Origin of the sequence: Trichococcus ilyis, from assembly GCF_900109135.1 — a bacterium.
Classification (GTDB): Bacteria; Bacillota; Bacilli; order Lactobacillales; family Aerococcaceae; genus Trichococcus; species Trichococcus ilyis.
This window is the reverse complement of sequence record NZ_FNYT01000040.1, coordinates 1-16,769: the sequence shown is the minus strand read 5'-3', so window position 1 is coordinate 16,769 and position 16,769 is coordinate 1. Positions and strand designations below refer to the sequence as shown.

The window sequence follows — 16,769 nt, the reverse complement described above, 5'->3', positions numbered from 1 at the left end:
TTAAGCTACTGCAAACAATTAGGCATTCGCTTATCTGGACCGTCGCTCGGCAGGCCCAAGAAGGATCAAAAAGTAGACAAAAAACAAGAATACATCGATAACTGCAATCGAGTGGAGGTCGAAAGAGGCTTCAGCCTGGCGAAAAGAAAGTACGGGCTCAGGCTTATTCGAACACGCCTTGAAGAGACCAGTCTATGTGTGATTGCTTTATCCATCCTTACAATGAACCTGTCCAAGGTTTCATTGCGCATTTTTTTGACTATCATCCGATGGATGAGATTACCAAGAATGGAACCCTTGGTAATCCCGTAAGCTAACAATTAGGGATTTATTCAGCAGACATTATTTATTATTTTTACCAGTTTTCTTAGGGATTTTCAACGTAATGACATTTACAGTGTTTCCCTTAACAGGCTTATTAAAAATTGTTGTATGTCTGGTTTGTTACATGGCTGTTGGTACTTTATATACAGCAATCAGTAATGCGTACAGTGCTTTAGTAAATGTTATCGCTAAGGATTCTCAAGTCAGAATGAATTATTCATCTGCTCGATCAGTTGGTTCATCAATAATCAGCATGATTTTATCAGCGGTAGCGATGCCAATGATCCTCTTTTTTGGTAAAAGCGATACAGCGAATGCAACGGGTTTTTTCTGGACGACAGTTGTTTGTTCCATCGCAATGATTCCTATGCTGATGTTGTGTGGCTGGAAGTGTAAAGAAATCGTTGAGGTTAAATCCTATGGGCATGCTGTAAAACAAAAACAGTCAATAGGGGAATCAATTAAGCTGCTTGGACAAAATAAAATGTTATTAATAGTTGTTCTGACAACGTTCTTCGGAGCGATGGCCACTATGCTTAGAATGTCAATGTTAGCCTACTATATCATTTATGTAGTTGGTTCATATACAATGGTTGCCCCAATTATGACAATCATGACTTTTATGCAACTAGCTGGTTCTATGGCTTTGCCAATAGGCACTAAATTATTCGGAAAAAAAATGTATATGCTCTATAACAACTTTGCGCAAATTATTTGTATGGTTTTATTGTTTATTTTACCGGTTTCAAATACGTTCATTTTGATTGGATTGAGTGCGGTAATCGGCTTTACAAATGCTTCGGCAAATATCACATTTGGTATGATGTCAGATTGCATTGAGTATGGTGATTGGAAGTTTAAGGTTAGAAATGAAGGACTATCTGTATCTACTTTAATGCTTGCAGTTAGTGCTGCTACTGCACTTACTGGTTCCATTGGTGTTTTGTTACTTTCTGCAACTGGATATGTTGCTAATGCGACTCAATCTGTCAGTACGATCAACGGCATTGACGTTTTAGTCAATATTATTCCGGCAGGTCTGACCTTATTGTCAGTAATCGTTTTACTCTTTTACAAGATCGATAATAAAATGATGGACACTATAAGCAATGATTTAGAAGCCCGCAACAAATTAGCTATTAAAGGAGATTTATGATGACAAAATTATACGATTTAAAAGTTGTTTCTGGAATCGAGGTACGATTTTCTTGGAAATTAGCAGGCACAATAGATCAAGTCTCGTATCAAATTGAGGTAAATGATGCTCAAAATAATTTACTTTGGGATAGTGGTAAGGTTATTTCAGAGGAGAGGCACAATATATTGGCACCAAGCTTTCCGGCTGAGAAAAAACTATTTTGGAATCTTGTTGTTGAACAGCGTGATGGAAGCTTACTGACAGCTAGAGGACCAGAATTTTTTTCACCTATTAGTGATTGGCAAGCGCAATGGCTTGAACCAGAACGTAATAGAAAACCATTGATTGATAAGAAGAAAGCCTGGGAAGTGAAAAAATTTGAAAAAGATCCGATTGAAAGACTGGATGCACCGATATATTTCAGAAAAGAGTTTGAGCTTAAGCAGCTACCTATGGAAGCATTAATATACATGAGTGCACGTGGTATTTACGAGGTTTGGATTAACAATCATAAAGTTTCGTCCCTGTTTGCTCCAGGTTACACTTCCTATCAAAAACACATTGACTATCAAGTAGCTTCAGTCGCGAACTTTTTGAATGTAGGGAAAAATGTAATCGGCTTAGTTTTAGCAGATGGTTGGTATACTGGGAAAATTGAATATATCGGAGTAGGGCAACAATATGGAACGGAGAATTCGATTATTTCTGAATTGAAATTGAACTATTCCGATGGTTCCAAAAGCAGTATTTTTACCGATGACTCTTTCAGGTGGACAGATCAAGGCCCTCAAAAATATGCTGATTTATATGTAGGTGAATATTATAAGCAAGCAGATGAATTACAAAAATGGCTAGAACCAGGTTTTGATGACTCTCGTTGGGAAAAACCTGTAATAAAACAATATGGTTATTCAGAATTAACCTTGCAAACAATCCCAGAAATTATTGAAAGCAGAACGATTCGACCAACAATCATACGGACCCCAAAAGGGGAACTAGTCTTGGATGCTGGAGAAGTCATTGTTGGTTATACATCGTTTAATAATCTTTTACTGGCAAAAAATAATATTGTTTCTCTTGAGCACAGCGAGACTTTGGACGAGAATGGAAATTTCCTGCAAAACATTCTAGGCCAAAATAAGGAGCAAAAAGATTATTATGAGAGCGGTCAAGATGGTGCACACTCATGGAAAGCAAGTTTAACTTTCCATGGATTTAGATATGTAAAGATCGAGGGAACGATGGATTGTGATCCGGAACATTATTTGATTCATGTCATTGCCACACCAATGAAGCGCACAGGATTTTTCCGAACCTCTGATGAGCGACTGAATAAATTACAAGAAAATATTATTCGTTCTCAAGAAGGGAATATGATCAGCATTCCCACAGATTGTCCGCAACGTGAAAGAACTGGGTGGACAGGAGACATGCAAGTGTATGCTCCAACAGCTTGTTATGAAATGGATGTTGAGCAATTTTTATGGCATTGGCTAGAAGATATGAAGAACGAGCAACATGAAGACGGCCAAATTCCTCAAGTTATTCCTTGTCCGCCATCACATGACTATATGAAACCGGAGGGCGAAGATGCAGTGAATACTGCAGGCTGGTCTGATGCAGCAATCATTGTTCCTTGGCGTTTGTATGAATTCTATGGTGATATCAAAATTTTGGATGATTGCTATGATATGATGTCTCGTTACATGAAGTCTGTCGAGAACAGATTAAGCCTTCTCCCAGAAAACTACAATGAAATGAGTCCAGAAAAACAAGCCTACCAAAAATATTTGTGGAATACCGATTTTCAATTTGGGGATTGGTTAATGCCAAGTGCGGGCCATGAGAGTGCCAACATTACTGGAAATGAAGTAGCAACATTAATGGTGGTTATGAGTACTGACTTGATGAGCAAAATTTGTGGAGTAATCGGAAAATTAAAAGAGCAAAGATACTATCAAGAATTAAATCAAAATGTGAAAGATGCCTTCGTTCAGGAATACATGAATACAGATGGGACAATGACTAGCGATTATCAAGGTGTATATATTCTAGCCTTAGCCACAGAAACTATTCCCGAAAGTTTAAAGAAAAAAAGTGTTGCACGTTTGAAAGAATTGATTGTTAATAACGGGGATCGTTTGGATACCGGCTTCCTCTCAGTTCCATATCTTTTGCCCGTTTTACAAAAATTGGGTGAACTTGAACTTGCTCATCGACTTTTATTCCAAGACAAGTGTCCTTCTTGGCTTTATGAAATAAAGATGGGAGCTACAACAATATGGGAAGTTTGGGACGCGTATTCGGAAAACGGTGTACCAAAAGCCGATTCAATGAATCACTTTGCTTTCGGATGTGTTGGTGAGTATCTGTTTAGAACGATTTTGGGAATTGATCAAAGAGGAGTAGGGTTTAAAAATGTCGTTATTAAGCCTGATTTTACTTCGGGGTTACGATATGCCGAGGGTCAATTTGACTCAATCTGGGGACCGATTAAAGTGTTTTGGGAAATTGTAGCTGATGAAGTTACTTTGTCTGTGGAATTGCCACCTAATGTCAGTGCAGATATTTTTATTCATGACCAAGTTTTTGAAAATATTACCCATAATTTTAATCACGTTAGTAATTTTCAAACAAAGGAGCTAGAAATTACTTATAAGTAAGCAATAAGATTATGCCTAATGAAATAAAAACGATGAGCCCAGATTTCAACGGGTTCATCGTTTTTGCATTCGTAAGCGCCAAATAATCAGGTATACACTGCAATACGAATAACCCTGTTGCCTACAATATGGCTATCATATCGTAGGTAGTAGGGCTTATTTGCAGTTGGCCTAGACTTGCTGCAATCCTTTTAATGCTACTCCAAAGGACAAGTTTTCTGTTATGATCCCAACTTTCAACTTAAGCCCCTTCCCATGCGGAAGCAGTGTACAAATGGGGTTGCTCGCTTTGATAATATGACTTTTGTCAATTTACATATGTGACAAAAGTCTATAAACTGTGAGGTGGGAGTGATGATAGGATGCCAAAAGTAAACAAAATGATGGTTATGATAGTCTCTGTTTGTGTCATCGCAGTTTCCGCAATCTATTACAATTACAAATTTGTCCGGTACGACAGCGACAAAATCATTTTTGGCGCTACCTACATGACGATGAATAACAGCTTTTATAAAGCCATAACTGATGAAATCGAAAAACAAATCAATGATCGTGGGGATATTTTGTACACCCGTGATCCGGCTTTGGATGCCGCGAAGCAAAACGAGCAGATCGACGATTTGATGGAGCTCGGAATTGATGTCCTGATCATCAATCCCGTTGATTATTCCAAAGTGAACGACTCCTTGAAAAGAGCCAAGGAGAAAGGCATCAAGATCATCGTCATTGATGCGCAGCTCGATGATGACACGATCGCGGATACGACGGTTTTGTCCAATAATTACGATGCGGGCGTGCAATGCGCCAAGGACATGATGCGCAATCTGGCTTCGGCGAAGATCGTGCTTTTGCAGCACAGCGCAGCCTTATCGTCCGTCGATCGGATCAATGGGTTTCTGGACACCATCAAGTATAATGAGAATTACACAGTGGTTGCAAAGGAAGAGTGTCTGGGCCAAACGGAAGTTGCGATGCCCGTGTTGATGGATATCATCGATAAAGAAATCGAATTCGATGTTGTGATGGCCCTGAATGACCCGAGTGCGTTGGGCGCTTTGGCGGCGATCAAGGATAAACAGATCGCTCATAAAGTGCTGGTTTACGGTGTCGACGGTTCCCCGGATATGAAAAAACTGTTGATCGACAGCAATGAGGTCCAAGGAACGGCAGCGCAATCGCCGAGCACGATGGGCGCCAAGGCGATCGAAGCGGCCTATGCAATCGTGAATGAGCAAGCGCACGAAAAGTCGATTGTCGTGCCGGTCGCCTTAATCACCAAGAACAACATCGGCGAATATGATATTTCGAGGTGGCAGTGATGATAAATTTAGGGGCCAAGCACATCAGTTTTCTGCATAATGCCTTGCTGCTGCTGAATTTCATTATCGTTTTGTTCAATGCTTCGATTTTTTTGCTTTCGACAAAATATTTGCAGGCCCATGGGTACGCGTCGGCTTTTTTGGATAATTTGTCCTATGTGCCTACCGCGCCGGAAAAGACTTTTTTTGAAGCGATCCTTTTGTTTCTTGTGTTGCTGGCCAGCATGTACTTCCGCACGAAAGACAGTTACATCGTTTATTGGCTGATCTATTTGGAAGTTGTGGCCATGATTACGCTAATCATCGTTTTGAACGGCAGCTACAACGGCATTGTTTTGCTGGTGTTCGCGGATATTCTCTATAATACGAAAAACATCAAATATTGGCCGGCACTGTTGGTCATCAGCTTCGGCCTGCTGATCATCTCCGATTATGACATCCTTTCGATCCTGGTCAGAATGCCGTCCATCGAAACGTACATCAATTTTTATCCAAGCGGCGCCCGCACGCTGATCTTGTTTTTCAGGAACATCCTGGCTTCCCTGAACATAGTAGGCTTCATTTCTTTTCTGGCGACCTATCTGTTCGTCCAACAAAGGGAAAAGCAGCGTGTCGGGGAACAATTGGCGATGGTCTCGCGGGTGAACGTAGAATTGAAGAATTACGCCAACCTGACCGAAAAAATCGGCGAAGACAATGAACGCAAGCGGATCTCCAGGGAAATACACGATACGCTCGGCCATGCTTTGACCGGCATATCGGCTGGCGTGGATGCCTGCATCGCCCTGATCGATATTGATCCGGAAAAGGCAAAAAAGCAATTGCTGCTGGTCAGCGACGTCGTCCGGGTCGGGATCAAAGATGTGCGGCGTTCCTTGTACAAGTTGCGTCCAGGCGCTCTAGAGGACAGCACGCTGAAAGACGGTTTGACGAAAATGATTTCCGAATATGAAGGCGTGTCCAATCTGAAAATAGACCTCCATTACAATTGGGACAAGGTGGACATGGACAACACGAAAGAGGACATCATTTTCAGGATGATCCAAGAGTCCATCACGAATTCTTTGCGGCATGGGCATGCCTCAGAGATCGAAGTCAATCTATTCGTCCATGATGACGAGTACATCATCATCATCCAGGACAACGGCACGGGTTGTGAAAGCATCAAATATGGCTACGGTTTGAAGCAGATGCGGGAACGGGTATCGATTTTGAATGGTACGATCAATTTTTCCGGGGAGAACGGCTTCAGGACAGCCATACAAATACCGATCGAAAAAGGAGCAAATTATGATTAAAGTAATGATTGCCGATGATCAAGAGTTGATAAGACAGTCCTTGGAAATTGTCTTGTCGACCAAGCCCGATCTTGAAGTGGTTTCGACTGTAGCGGATGGTTTTGAAGTGCTGGAAAGCATCAAAAAAAGCCGTCCTGATCTGATTCTGATGGACATCCGAATGCCGAAAATGGATGGCGTATACTGCACCAAGATGGTCAAGGAACAGTATCCGGATATCAAGATCATTATCCTGACCACTTTTGATGACAATGAATTTGTATTCAGTGCTTTGAAATATGGCGCCAGCGGCTATCTGCTGAAAGGCGTCAGCATGGATGGTCTGCACCAGGCCATCCTGACCGTTGTGAACGGGGGAGCGATGATCAACCCGGACATCGCGACGAAAGTGTTCAAGAAATTTTCGCAGATGGCGACCAGCAATTATGCGATCCAAGTGGATGACCGCAACGCTGCCGAAATATCCAACCGCGAAATGCGCGTGATCCAGCAGGTGGGGTTCGGCCTGTCCAATAAGGAAATCGCGCAAAAGCTGTTCTTGTCGGAAGGGACGGTCCGCAATTACCTAAGCAACATCCTCTCGAAACTGGATCTGAGGGACCGGACGCAACTGGCCATTTGGGCGGTCCAGACGGGTCAGACCACACGGGATTTGGGCGATGCGGATGACTAAAACGAAAAAGCTGCTGCTCGCTTTGATCGGCTGCAGTCTGTTGCTGATCGGGCTGTTTATCGGCCGCGCGCAAAGGGAAATCACGCTCACGCTGGGGATGTTCACCGGCAGCAATTGGGATGTCTACAATGCGGAAAGCTACAAGGTGATCGACGACGCAATCGCGAAATTCGAGAAGGCGCATCCTAATGTGACCATAGAATATAAAAGCGGCATTCTGAAACAGGATTATTCGGCCTGGCTGGCTTCCGATATCGCTGATGGGGAGCAACCGGATGTATTTATGGTTCTGTCGGAAGACTTCAATCGCTTGTCTTCTCTGGGGGCGCTGTTGCCGTTGGATGATTTGATTGGCGAAAATGAAATAAGTACGGACATTTTTTATGAAAGCGCTCTTAGCTCGGGCAGTTACCAGAGTACGCAATATGCCTTGCCGTACGAAATCAACCCGACCATGATGTGCGTGAACCGGGATCTGCTGGAAAGGGAAGGCATCGCTGTGCCTGAGGGCAATTGGACCATCGAGCAATTTTATCAAATATGCGCCCAGGTGACGAAAGACACCAACGGGGACGGCACAATCGACCAATATGGCTCTTATGGTTTCGAATGGCAAGATGCCGTTAATGGTTATGGGATCCGTTTGTTTGATGATGAAGGTGCGACAAGCAATTTGAACCGGAGCGATGTAAGGGAAGCCTTGTCCTATATCCAAAAGCTGAAGGATCTGAATGGCGGCTACCAAGTGTCTTCGGAGGACTTCGACAAAGGCAATGTCGCTTTTTGCCCGTTGACCTTTGCGCAATACCGTACGTACCAGCCTTATCCTTACCGCGTCAGCAAGTATTCCACGTTCAAATGGAGCTGCTTGGCGATGCCCGGGACAACCGACAATCAAAAGACTTCCCAGATCGCCACCTCCTTGATCGCCATCAATTCCAAAACGACCCAGCGCCAATTGGCTTTCGAGTTCCTGGAAACATTGACCATCGATCAGGAGATCCAGCAGGAATTGTTTGAAAATTCGCAAGGGGCTTCGGCCTTGAAGAGCGTGATGGCAAGCGACAGCACTAAAGCGCTGTTGGATCAGGATGCCCTGAACAATTATTCCCTGAAGCAAGACGTGCTGGATGCCATCATGGAGAATGCGGTCATCGAACCGAAATTCAAAAAGTACAACAATGTCATCGAAAGATGCGATTATCTGATCACGAATGCGCTGAATGAGAACAAAATTGATGATCAGCTCGTGGACATCGAAAGAGAGATCGACAACCAATTGAAATAAGCGGCATGACAAATGTCATTCGGATGATGCGGACTGTCAAATACCGCATCCGCAATATGAATAGCAGGCTGTATCACAACCAGAACGGGATTTTCTGGCTGTGATACAGCCTTTTTTGTGTGGAAAATGAATTTGCGCGCAGAGATTCCCCGCCAAAACCCCTTCGGCGGGGCAGAATGTTCAAGGGCAACGCGAGATGCCCCGCCAAACCAAATTTGGCGGGCTAAAACGCCCGCGGACAACCCGATATTCCCCGCAAAAGCCAGTTTGGCGGGGAATATCACCGTCGAACTCGGCCCCTGGACCGGGCAATGCTGCCGCCAAACAATTTTTATTATTTTGTGCCAAAAGTCACCTGAATGTGTTGACACTTGACACAGTGCAAGCGCTTCAGTGGGTGCTATTCTATAGAGGTAAATTGATATGACGAGATGGAGGAAAACAGTGTGAAATATGTGGTTCTGGTAAGCCATGGCGAATTTGCGGCCGGCTTGAAAACATCATTGGATATGCTGGCCGGCAAACGCGAGGATGTCCTGGCAGTCGGGTTGCCCGATGGAAAAACAGCAGATGAGTTTGCTGGGATGTTCAAGGAATGTATCCAAGCGATTACGGATGAGGATGAGATCATCCTGCTTGCGGATATTGTCGGGGGTTCACCTTTGACGACGGCATTAAATGTTCTGGCAAATGCAGGCAAACTCGCCTCTACAATCACTATGGGGGGCATGAACTTGCCGTTAGCCTTGACTGCGGTTCTGATGAAGGACACCGCAGATAAAGAAACATTTGCTGACACCGTGTTAGCCGAAGCAAGAACGGCATTGCAGGAATTCAAACTGGAAACAGCTGAAGACGAGGAAATTTAGAGGAGGAAAGAAAATGACAATATCATTTATCCGGATTGATGACCGCATGATCCATGGTCAAACGTGCACGCGTTGGGCTAGAGAGTTCCCTTGTGATGGGCTAGTTGCCGTAAACGACAAAGCAGCCCAGAGTGACGTTTTAAAAGCGGCCTATAAGAGTGCCAGTGGTTTAAAAACGTTCATTTGGACCAATGAGGAATGGCAACAAAAAAATCAAAAAGTATTGGACAGCAAAGATCAATATTTCCTGATCACCAAAGATCCATTGGATATGAAAAAGATTTTGGTGGACCAGAAATTCAAACCCGGCATCGATACCGTGGTCGTAGGGCCGTGCAATGACCGTGAAGGCACCACTAAATTAGGGAACAACCAATCGATCACACAAGCAGAAGCAGAAGCTTTTGAAGCGATGTATCAAGCTGGTTATAAAATCAAATTTGCTTTGTTGCCTGATGTTTCGATCGGGACATGGGAAAACTTCAGAAGCAAATTTGGATTTAAATAAAAAATAAAAGGGGAGAAAGAAGTTATGACAATCAGTTGGATTCAAGCAGCTATACTAGGGCTGTTCGCGTGCTTATCAAGTATGCCTGGTTTGGGCGGTACATCATTCGGCAATTATACATTAGGTCGTCCGTTAATCGGTGGTTTGGTAGCCGGTATTATTTTAGGCGATATCCAAACGGGTATTTTGGTAGGGGCAGCGATGCAGATTGTCTATATCGCATTGGTAACTCCAGGCGGAACGGTCTCGGCTGACGTCCGCGCAGTCAGTTATATCGGTATTCCGCTTGCGATGGTAGCGTTGAAAAGCTATGGCTTGACGGCTGCCAGCATTGAAGGTGCAGCTTTGGCTACATCATTCGGTACAATGGTCGGAACGTTGGGTACCGTCTTGTTTTATGGAACGGCAACGGCTAACTTGGCGTGGCAACACATTGGGTGGAAAGCGGTGGAAAAAGGCGAATTCCAGAAGCTGTATGCAGTCAACATGGGCTTGCCTTGGATTTCCCATTTCTTCTTCTCGTTTATCCCAACCTTGATCATGTGTAAATTAGGTGCAGATGTTGTAGAAATGATCAAAACAACCTTGCCGATGGATGGCTTGGCGATGAAAACATTGTTTACGGTCGGATCGTTGCTTCCCTGCGTCGGGATTGCGATTCTGTTGAAACAAATTGTTACTAAAGCGGTAGACTTTATTCCATTCTTCTTCGGCTTTACTTTGGCTGCTTCATTGGGGATCAACTTGGTTTCAGCAACGGTAGTCGCAGCTATGTTTGCATTATTCAACTATCGCATCAAAATGTTGTCATTGCAAAAAACGGTAGCGGTGAGCGGCGACGAAGAGGAGGACATATAATATGGAAAAAGAGGTAAGCAAAAAAGCGTTAAATAAATCTTTCCACAATTGGTACTACGGAAACCTGACTTGTTTCTCGCAAGAGCACATGCAAACATTCGGCTATCTTTGCTCGATGTTACCGATCGTCGAAGAACTGTATGACAAAAAAGAAGATCAAGAAAAATCGATGAAAACATATACTGCCTTCTTCAACACGGAGCCGCAAATCGGTACAGTGGTGGTCGGTATCACCGCCGGCTTGGAAAAGGCGCGTGCCAACGGGGCAGCGGATGTTGATGATGAAACCATCAATGGTCTGCGGGCTGGTTTGATGGGACCTTTGGCGGGTATCGGCGATTCCCTGATTGTCGGAACGTTGATCCCTATTCTGCTGGGTGTCGCACTGGGGCTGTCCACTGATGGTTCACCGCTGGGAGCGATCTTCTACATGATCGTGTGGAACCTCATCGCCTACTTCGGCATGAAATTGCTTTATTTCAAAGGGTTTGAATTGGGCGGCAAAGCTGTCGATTTCCTGGTCGGACCGCAAGGATTGGCATTGCGTGAATCCATCACTTTGTTGGGCGGAATGGTCATCGGCGCTGTTGCTGCGACTTGGATAAGCGTCAAAACTTCCTTCACGTTAGTCGGAGAAGATGGCATTGCCTTCTTGACCCTGCAGGAAAAATTTGATGCAGTATACCCTGGTTTGTTGACTGCCACCTTTGTGGTAGGCTGCTGGTACTTGTTGTCCAAAAAGAATATGTCACCGATCAAAGTGATGTTGCTGTTAGTGGTTGTCGCATTTGTCGGCGTTCTGCTTGGATTCTTCAACCCAGGCTTGACTTATTAGTCCAAAGAATTAGTGTGGGGCCGTCTCTTGCGAGGCGGCTCTTTTTGCGGAGAAAAGAGCGGATGGTGCCGGGTGGCCGGAGGAGCGCGGAGGAGTGGGTCGTCAGCTCCGGTTAAGCGTCCGCTCCCCGGAGAAGAACGGTAACTTCCGGACGCAACTTCGACGAGGCCAACCTCATCGGAGGACGGAGATGAAATGTGGGGCGAACTCCGGCGAGACCGCGTTCGCCGGAGAAGAGCAGATGGTGCCGGTTCACCGGAGGAGCGCGGGGGGACTGGGTCGTCAACTCCGGTAAGCGTCCGCTCCCCGGAGGACATCGGTAACTTTCGGCCTCAACTTCGGCGAGGCCGGCCTCATCGGAGGACGGAGACGAAATGTGGGGCGAACTCCGGCGAAGCCGCGTTCACCGGAGGAGAGCAGATGGTGCCTGGTGGCCGGAGGAGCGCGACGGGACTGGGTCGTCAGCTCCGGTAAGCGTCCGCTCCCCGGAGGACAGCGGTAATTTTCGGCCTCAACTTCGACGAAGCCAGACACATCGGAGGACGGAGATGGAATGTGGGGCGAACTCCGGCGAAGCCTGCGTTCACCGGAGAAAAAAACCAGGAGCCGCCTCTTGCGAGGCAGCCCCTGGTTCTGATAGTGAAGTCATACATTCTGTAGGTCCGAGTGTTGGTCGGAATCAATTGTTTTGCTTGAGACCTTCCACGATTTGGCGCAGCCCTTCAGTAATCGGCGTTGCCGGGCGGCCGAGCAGTTTTTCGAAATCATCGCTCGCGACGTCCAGCGAGCCTACGCGGATGCTTTTTTGGATTTCGACAAGGATCGGGACCACGAAATCCGGCACACCGGCGCCCGCCATGACTTCGGCATAGGCAGCGTCATCAAGCTGGTGCACCTGCACCTCTTTGCCCAGCACATCGCCAAGCGCCGACGCCAGCTCTTCCTGAGTCAGCGGTTTGCCTGACAGTTCGTAGATGGTGTTTTCATGTCCCTCGCCAGCAAGGACGGCCGCCGCGGCTTCGGCAAAATCCTGTTGCAATGCCCAGCCGACTTTGCCGTCCGCTGCTGAAGTCACCCAAGGAGCGCCAGCCCAGACACCTTGGATGCCTGAAATTTCATTCTCCAGGTACCAGTTGTTGCGCAGGAAGGAATAGGAGATGCCCGTTTTCAGGATGGCTGCTTCGGTAGCCTGGTGCGTCGGTGCGAATAAGTTTTCGCTTTCCTGTGCATTCGCCAAGCTGGTATAGGCGATGAAGGAAACGCCGGCGCGTTCGGCTGCAGCCACCGCATTGGCGTGCTGGCGGATCCTTGTTTCGTTATCGCCATCCGCAGAAATGAGCAACAAACGGTCGACGCCTGCAAAAGCGGTGTCCAAGCTTTCCGGGTGATCAAAATCCCCCTGGCGGACGTCCACGCCGCGCGCCCGTAAAGCTTCCGCCTTTTCCGGGTTGCGGACGCTGACGGCCAGTTGCTCGGCCGGTACAGTCTTCAATAGAATCTCCATCACTTTGGTGCCAAATTTCCCTGTTGCTCCAGTCACTAATAATTTCATTTGTCATCTCTCCCTTTTTGTGTTTACTTTTTTTAAGTAACCTAATAATATAGCAGTAGGTATTTTTTTGAAAGTAGGCACATTAATATAACCTAGTCACAAAAACAGGACTATTGTGAAAGAGAGGCGTTTATCATGGCAAGAAGTCGGTTCGGGGACCTCGCAGACGAGAAATTGGAAGCGACGGTTTGTCCCGTCACGCAGACGCAGGACATCATCGCAGGCAAATGGAAAATCATCATTTTGTGGAATCTGGGTGAGCAGACAAGAAGGTTCAACGAACTCCAACGCCTGCTGCCGAATATTTCAAAAGGGATTTTGACGCGACAACTGCGGGAGTTGGAAGAAGACAACATGGTTCACCGGGAAGTCTACAAAGAAGTCCCGCCCAAAGTCGAATACTCGCTGACGCCATTGGGGCAGAGCTTCATCCCGATCCTGCAGAGCATGGGGGAGTGGAGCAAAAAGAATCTGGCCGGGAAATAGGCTGAAGGAGTTGGGTGGTGCTGGTTGGCCGGAGGAGCGCGACAGGATTGGGTCGTCAGCTCCGGTTAAACTCCGCTCCCCGGAGGACAGCGGTAATTTCACGCCCTAACTTCGAGGAAGCCAGCCTCATCGGAGGACAGAGATGAAATGTTGGGCGAACTCCGGCGAAGCCTGCGTTCGCCGGAGAAGAGCATAGAATCCAACAAAAACAGGGGCTGTCTCACCGCGGCAGCCCCTGTTTATTATTCCGAATCGTTATCCTGGACATCATCCAGCCGGTCTTCCAAAACGTCTCTGTCTTCAGCACCAAGCGCGATCTTGGCAAGGCCCCTCGCATAAATTTGCGTTGCCTTATTCAAATCCTCGGTTGGTTCATGGAGGAAGTACATGTCTCCCCAGCCGACATAGCCCCATACGTTCATTGGATAATCCTGCACGATGCTTTTATATTCAGCTTCCGCCCGGCTAAGGTCATCCAAATAAAGATAGGCATCGGCGATGGTTCTTCGCTGATTGATCAGCGTATTTTCATCTTCATCCGAAAACAAGGCAAGGAATTCAGTGCAGTAGGTTATTGCCTTGCGGAGGTAGGAGGGGTCCTTCATTCCGGCATCCAGAAGGTCGGAACCAAGGGACAACAGAATGGATTTGACTGAGAACTCGCCGCTGCAACGATCATCCAAGTAAGTCAGGTACTTGGTTGTAGTTGGATGATGCGGCTTCAAGGCATCCCAGGCTATCAGCCAAGCATCGCAAGCTTCAGCAAAATTTCCTTCACCCTCCGCAAGGACACCGTTGTCAAACCAATCGCCGATGGTCTCAAAAGGCCAAGGTCCTTCTTTGGCCCAGCGTTCCCATAATATCCATACCGCAAAGAAGAGGAAATCCTCATCGTAGCCTTCTGCGCGGACATCATAAATTTCGAACCACTGCTCAGATATTTCGTTGGCAGAATCAAACACTTGAATATCAGCCAAGAAACGTTCCTTATCGAAGGGAATGTTCAAGTTTTCGAGCTTGGAAATGATTTCCGAATCGCTCATCTCGTTCACTTTGTCGTAGGACCACATTTTTGCCAGATTAATCCGCAGACGATTCAGAAGTAGGGTTTCCTCGGGTTCACCCAAACAACAATTCTTGTATTTCTTGCCACTGCCGCAAGGGCAAGGTTCATTTCTGCCGATTTTTGTCATGGTCGATCGCTCCTTTATGAATCCGGTATCATTAGTAGGCGTTGTTCTTATTTTAGCACTTGAAGGGCCGGCAAGGAAGGACGGGGCATGCATTCCGAACAGCTTGGTTAAAAGTCAGTACTTAGTCCGATGCCTATCCGCTTCCTAAGCGTTATAATGTAAGGGAAAGAGAGGGGAAAGGCCATGAATTTTCTGATGAATCTGATTTGGTTTGTATTGGGCGGTTTTATCAGCTTTGCTTCCTGGGTCGTGATCGGTGTTCTGTGGTGCTTGACCATCGTCGGGATCCCGATCGGCATGCAGTGCTTCAAGTTCGCGGTGATGGCGGCGGTTCCGTTCGGTCGGGAGATCCGCATCAGCGAGAGCGGCACATCCTTCGTGATCAATGTCATCTGGATGCTGTTGGGTGGTGTGGCGTTGGCCGCCGAAGAAGTCATCCTGGGCATTGCGTTCTGTCTGACGATCGTCGGCATTCCGTTCGGGCTGCAGCACTTCAAGCACGCCAAGTTGGCATTGTTCCCGTTCGGGGCGGAAATCTACCGTGTTTAGTTGATGGGTTTTTGTAAATATATTTATCGGTTTGCACGGGGGATTGGTTGGCGCTGTGGGGTCCGTTTTTATCGGACTTGCTGCAGACAGATCAGTTCCCATTTTTTTTAGTACTGGATGCGAATGTGCAACAAACGTTAATGGTGAAGGTTTTTCTGACACAGAAATGCAGATGGGAAGTGCATCCACTCCATTAATGAAAGCGAAATCATTTGCGGATCGGGTGAATAAGCGTGGACGGCGTCTGTAAGCCGGGAGACGGAGTGTAAAATAATTGACTCTCTGGCTTATCCGTTGACAAGGCCAATTTTATTGCGTAAGCTTTGAACTAAATTTGAGCCAAAGAAAATCGATGGCCGAAATGCAGACGAAAGGGATGGGGACATGAAAGCGGTACTATTTGATTTGGACGGTGTGATCACCGATACGGCGAAATTTCATTTTTTGGCTTGGCGCGATTTGGGTGCGGAGCTGGGCATCGAGGTGGATGAGGCCTTCAACGAGGAGCTGAAGGGCGTGAGTCGCATCGATTCGCTGGAGCGGATTTTGGCGCAGGGCGGGGTTGCGGACAACTATTCCTCGGCCGAAAAAGACGAACTGTGCGTCAAAAAGAACGCGCATTACCTGGAACTGATCAAGGAAATGACGCCGGCGGACATTTTGCCGGGCATCATTCCGCTGCTGGAGGAACTGAAGGCTGCCGGCATCAAAATGATCGTGACTTCCGCGAGCAAGAACGCTCCGGGAATCCTCGACCTGCTGCAGGTGCGCGCCTACTTCGACGGCATCGTCGACCCGGCGACCATCACGGCGGGCAAACCGGCACCGGACATTTTTCTGGCGGGCGCCCAACTGGCTGGAGCCGATCCGGCTGATTGCGTCGGAGTCGAGGATGCGGCTTCCGGCGTTGAAGCCATCAAATCGGCCGGCATCGTGGCGGTCGCGGTGGGCGATGCGCAGGTTTTGGCTCTGGCTGACCGCGTGCTGCCGAGCACTGCCGATCTGTCGCTTGCCGTTTTGCAGGAAGCGTGGGAAAACAGCAAAAAATGACGGATCAGAACTTCTAAGAAATTGATAAAAGTGGACTTGCCAAGCGGTAAGTCTATTTTTATGTCTTTTTTTGGTTTGGGTTTGCTGGGGTGTCTTCGCCGGAGCAGAGGCGAGCGCAACACTCTCACCTCCGCCGAGCCCTTGTTCGTCGGAGGACAGCCTCGAT

At 46.8% G+C, this 16,769-nt stretch carries 16 protein-coding genes; 14 read left to right on the top strand and 2 right to left on the bottom strand.

The features are described from left to right. From BMX58_RS13550 to BMX58_RS13500, 11 genes are all read left to right on the top strand, one after another. Positions 1–312: transposase (locus tag BMX58_RS13550; RefSeq protein ID WP_165605758.1), on the top strand; the 312-nt coding region annotated here is incomplete at its 5' end. Positions 313–319: 7 nt separating this feature from the next. After that, positions 320–1,480, top strand: a complete 1,161-nt coding sequence (locus BMX58_RS13545; protein WP_275425223.1) for an MFS transporter — start codon at positions 320–322, stop codon at positions 1,478–1,480. Continuing rightward, positions 1,480–4,125 carry a family 78 glycoside hydrolase catalytic domain gene (locus tag BMX58_RS13540; protein WP_068623501.1) on the top strand — a complete coding sequence of 882 codons (2,646 nt, stop codon included), beginning with the start codon at positions 1,480–1,482 and terminating at the stop codon, positions 4,123–4,125. The genes BMX58_RS13545 and BMX58_RS13540 overlap by 1 nt, the downstream gene beginning before the upstream one ends. A 362-nt stretch (positions 4,126–4,487) precedes the next feature. Then, entirely contained in the window at positions 4,488–5,444 is a 957-nt protein-coding gene (locus BMX58_RS13535; protein ID WP_068623503.1) for a sugar ABC transporter substrate-binding protein, read from the top strand. Further along, positions 5,444–6,742, top strand: coding sequence for a sensor histidine kinase (locus tag BMX58_RS13530; RefSeq protein WP_068623505.1), 1,299 nt, complete (start codon positions 5,444–5,446; stop codon positions 6,740–6,742). The genes BMX58_RS13535 and BMX58_RS13530 overlap by 1 nt, the downstream gene beginning before the upstream one ends. Beyond that, on the top strand, positions 6,735–7,415 hold the full coding sequence (locus tag BMX58_RS13525; protein ID WP_068623507.1) for a response regulator transcription factor: 681 nt from the start codon (positions 6,735–6,737) through the stop codon (positions 7,413–7,415). Before BMX58_RS13530 ends, BMX58_RS13525 begins: the two co-directional genes overlap by 8 nt. Further along, entirely contained in the window at positions 7,408–8,703 is a 1,296-nt protein-coding gene (locus tag BMX58_RS13520; protein WP_068623614.1) for an ABC transporter substrate-binding protein, read from the top strand. Before BMX58_RS13525 ends, BMX58_RS13520 begins: the two co-directional genes overlap by 8 nt. Positions 8,704–9,149: 446 nt before the next feature. Next, positions 9,150–9,572, top strand: coding sequence for a PTS sugar transporter subunit IIA (locus tag BMX58_RS13515; protein ID WP_068623509.1), 423 nt, complete (start codon positions 9,150–9,152; stop codon positions 9,570–9,572). Between the two features lie 13 nt (positions 9,573–9,585). Beyond that, on the top strand, positions 9,586–10,080 hold the full coding sequence (locus tag BMX58_RS13510) for a PTS sugar transporter subunit IIB (RefSeq protein ID WP_068623511.1): 495 nt from the start codon (positions 9,586–9,588) through the stop codon (positions 10,078–10,080). A gap of 24 nt (positions 10,081–10,104) precedes the next feature. After that, on the top strand, positions 10,105–10,938 hold the full coding sequence (locus BMX58_RS13505) for a PTS mannose/fructose/sorbose/N-acetylgalactosamine transporter subunit IIC (protein WP_068623513.1): 834 nt from the start codon (positions 10,105–10,107) through the stop codon (positions 10,936–10,938). A 1-nt stretch (position 10,939) separates the two neighbouring features. Then, entirely contained in the window at positions 10,940–11,773 is an 834-nt protein-coding gene (locus tag BMX58_RS13500) for a PTS system mannose/fructose/sorbose family transporter subunit IID (protein WP_068623515.1), read from the top strand. A gap of 679 nt (positions 11,774–12,452) precedes the next feature. Here BMX58_RS13500 and BMX58_RS13495 read toward each other — a convergent pair. Next, positions 12,453–13,325 (bottom strand): NmrA family NAD(P)-binding protein, encoded by an 873-nt coding sequence (locus BMX58_RS13495; RefSeq protein ID WP_068623517.1) that lies wholly within the window; start codon positions 13,323–13,325, stop codon positions 12,453–12,455. 135 nt (positions 13,326–13,460) lie between these two features. On the opposite strand from BMX58_RS13495, the gene BMX58_RS13490 reads away from it, so the two are divergent. Continuing rightward, positions 13,461–13,811 (top strand): winged helix-turn-helix transcriptional regulator, encoded by a 351-nt coding sequence (locus BMX58_RS13490; RefSeq protein WP_068623519.1) that lies wholly within the window; start codon positions 13,461–13,463, stop codon positions 13,809–13,811. Between the two features lie 242 nt (positions 13,812–14,053). Here BMX58_RS13490 and BMX58_RS14860 read toward each other — a convergent pair whose 3' ends face one another. Continuing rightward, on the bottom strand, positions 14,054–15,004 hold the full coding sequence (locus tag BMX58_RS14860) for an SEC-C metal-binding domain-containing protein (RefSeq protein WP_068623521.1): 951 nt from the start codon (positions 15,002–15,004) through the stop codon (positions 14,054–14,056). Between the two features lie 183 nt (positions 15,005–15,187). Between BMX58_RS14860 and BMX58_RS13480 the strand changes: the two genes are divergently transcribed. Both BMX58_RS13480 and pgmB read left to right on the top strand, forming a co-directional pair. Continuing rightward, the gene (locus tag BMX58_RS13480) at positions 15,188–15,553 is read left to right on the top strand and encodes a YccF domain-containing protein (RefSeq protein WP_068623523.1); all 366 of its coding nucleotides are present in this window, start codon (positions 15,188–15,190) and stop codon (positions 15,551–15,553) included. A gap of 384 nt (positions 15,554–15,937) precedes the next feature. Further along, positions 15,938–16,603 (top strand): beta-phosphoglucomutase, encoded by a 666-nt coding sequence (gene pgmB / locus BMX58_RS13475; protein WP_068623525.1) that lies wholly within the window; start codon positions 15,938–15,940, stop codon positions 16,601–16,603. The last annotated feature ends 166 nt before the right edge of the window (positions 16,604–16,769 follow it).

What these genes read in the sequence shown, in the direction of transcription:
- BMX58_RS13540 (WP_068623501.1), top strand. Translation starts at nt 1,480, where the DNA reads ATGACAAAATTATACGATTTAAAAGTTGTTTCTGGAATCGAGGTACGA.
- BMX58_RS13535 (WP_068623503.1), top strand. Translation starts at nt 4,488, where the DNA reads ATGCCAAAAGTAAACAAAATGATGGTTATGATAGTCTCTGTTTGTGTC.
- BMX58_RS13530 (WP_068623505.1), top strand. Translation starts at nt 5,444, where the DNA reads ATGATAAATTTAGGGGCCAAGCACATCAGTTTTCTGCATAATGCCTTG.
- BMX58_RS13525 (WP_068623507.1), top strand. Translation starts at nt 6,735, where the DNA reads ATGATTAAAGTAATGATTGCCGATGATCAAGAGTTGATAAGACAGTCC.
- BMX58_RS13520 (WP_068623614.1), top strand. Translation starts at nt 7,408, where the DNA reads ATGACTAAAACGAAAAAGCTGCTGCTCGCTTTGATCGGCTGCAGTCTG.
- BMX58_RS13510 (WP_068623511.1), top strand. Translation starts at nt 9,586, where the DNA reads ATGACAATATCATTTATCCGGATTGATGACCGCATGATCCATGGTCAA.
- BMX58_RS13505 (WP_068623513.1), top strand. Translation starts at nt 10,105, where the DNA reads ATGACAATCAGTTGGATTCAAGCAGCTATACTAGGGCTGTTCGCGTGC.
- BMX58_RS13500 (WP_068623515.1), top strand. Translation starts at nt 10,940, where the DNA reads ATGGAAAAAGAGGTAAGCAAAAAAGCGTTAAATAAATCTTTCCACAAT.
- BMX58_RS13495 (WP_068623517.1), bottom strand. Translation starts at nt 13,325, where the DNA reads ATGAAATTATTAGTGACTGGAGCAACAGGGAAATTTGGCACCAAAGTG.
- BMX58_RS13490 (WP_068623519.1), top strand. Translation starts at nt 13,461, where the DNA reads ATGGCAAGAAGTCGGTTCGGGGACCTCGCAGACGAGAAATTGGAAGCG.
- BMX58_RS14860 (WP_068623521.1), bottom strand. Translation starts at nt 15,004, where the DNA reads ATGACAAAAATCGGCAGAAATGAACCTTGCCCTTGCGGCAGTGGCAAG.
- BMX58_RS13480 (WP_068623523.1), top strand. Translation starts at nt 15,188, where the DNA reads ATGAATTTTCTGATGAATCTGATTTGGTTTGTATTGGGCGGTTTTATC.
- pgmB (WP_068623525.1), top strand. Translation starts at nt 15,938, where the DNA reads ATGAAAGCGGTACTATTTGATTTGGACGGTGTGATCACCGATACGGCG.